This window comes from Microcystis sp. M53603_WE2 (assembly GCF_030065435.1).
This window is the reverse complement of sequence record NZ_JASJFF010001020.1, coordinates 1-1118: the sequence shown is the minus strand read 5'-3', so window position 1 is coordinate 1118 and position 1118 is coordinate 1. Positions and strand designations below refer to the sequence as shown.

Genomic DNA, 1118 nt, shown 5'->3' with positions numbered 1-1118 from the left:
GGGGAAATTCAGCTACTTTTTCCCTGAAAATTAGGTAATTGACCCCCTCAAAATCGGTAAAACCCCACACCCCACACCCTACACCCTACACCCTGCCCCTAGGAAAAACTTTTTCAGCAAACCCTAAGTAGGGAGGCACAATTATTTGTGGGATGGGTTAGCGGTAGCGTAACATGAGCGGGCGTTGGGTTTCATGTTTCAACCCAACCTACGTTCATCTGATCACTGATAACTGATCAGTGATCACTGATCACTGATAACTGATAACTGATTATGAGATAATGTCTGATCTCACTTGTAATTTTTGACTTGCATGACCATCGTTACCGAAGCCTTAACCGAGTTGGAACCAGTCATAAAAACTACCTTTACCGTCGAGGAAATTCGCCAACTACTGCCCCATCGTTATCCCTTTGCCCTAGTTGATCGGATTATTGACTATGTACCAGGTAAAAAAGCTGTTGGCCTAAAAAATGTCACGATCAACGAGCCTTTTTTCCCCGGTCATATTCCCAACCGTCCCTTGATGCCGGGGGTGTTAATTGTTGAATCCATGGCCCAAGTGGGGGGAGTGATTTTGACCCAATTACCTGGGATGAAAGGGAAATTTTTTGCCTTCGCTGGCATTGATAAAACCCGTTTTCGTCGTCCTGTGGTGCCAGGGGATCAATTGATCATGACGGTGGAATTATTATCCTTCAAGATGAATAAAATTGCTAAAATGCAAGGGGAAGCAAGAGTCGATGGGCAATTGGCCGCTCAGGGCGAAATGATGTTTTCCATCTTTGATTGACCTATGAATTTTGATCGAGATCGTCTCCGACAAGAACTAAATTTATTTGCTATTCTAGGGGCTTTTATCACCAATATTTTCGCTAATATTTTCCCTCTCAACGGCGAAAATATCGGGGCTATCTCGAATACAGTTTTTCAAGATGTCTTAATTATTCCCGCTAATTATGCTTTTGCTATCTGGGGATTAATTTATCTGGGTTTAATTAGTCTGGGAATTTACCAAGCTTTGGCTTTCAATAAAACTGAACCGCGTTTGCGTCGGTTAGGCTACGAATTAGCCATCGCTAGTGCTTGTCAGATTCTCTGGGTAATTCTCTTTCAAT

General features: G+C 42.8%; 2 protein-coding genes. Both read left to right on the top strand.

The window, feature by feature from the left end:
* Window positions 1-313: 313 nt before the first annotated feature.
* Entirely contained in the window at window positions 314-793 is a 480-nt protein-coding gene (fabZ, locus tag PX481_RS21480) for a 3-hydroxyacyl-ACP dehydratase FabZ (protein ID WP_002762366.1), read from the top strand.
* A 3-nt stretch (window positions 794-796) separates the two neighbouring features.
* On the top strand, window positions 797-1118 hold a 322-nt coding region (locus PX481_RS21475; RefSeq protein ID WP_502888623.1), incomplete at its 3' end, for a TspO-related membrane protein.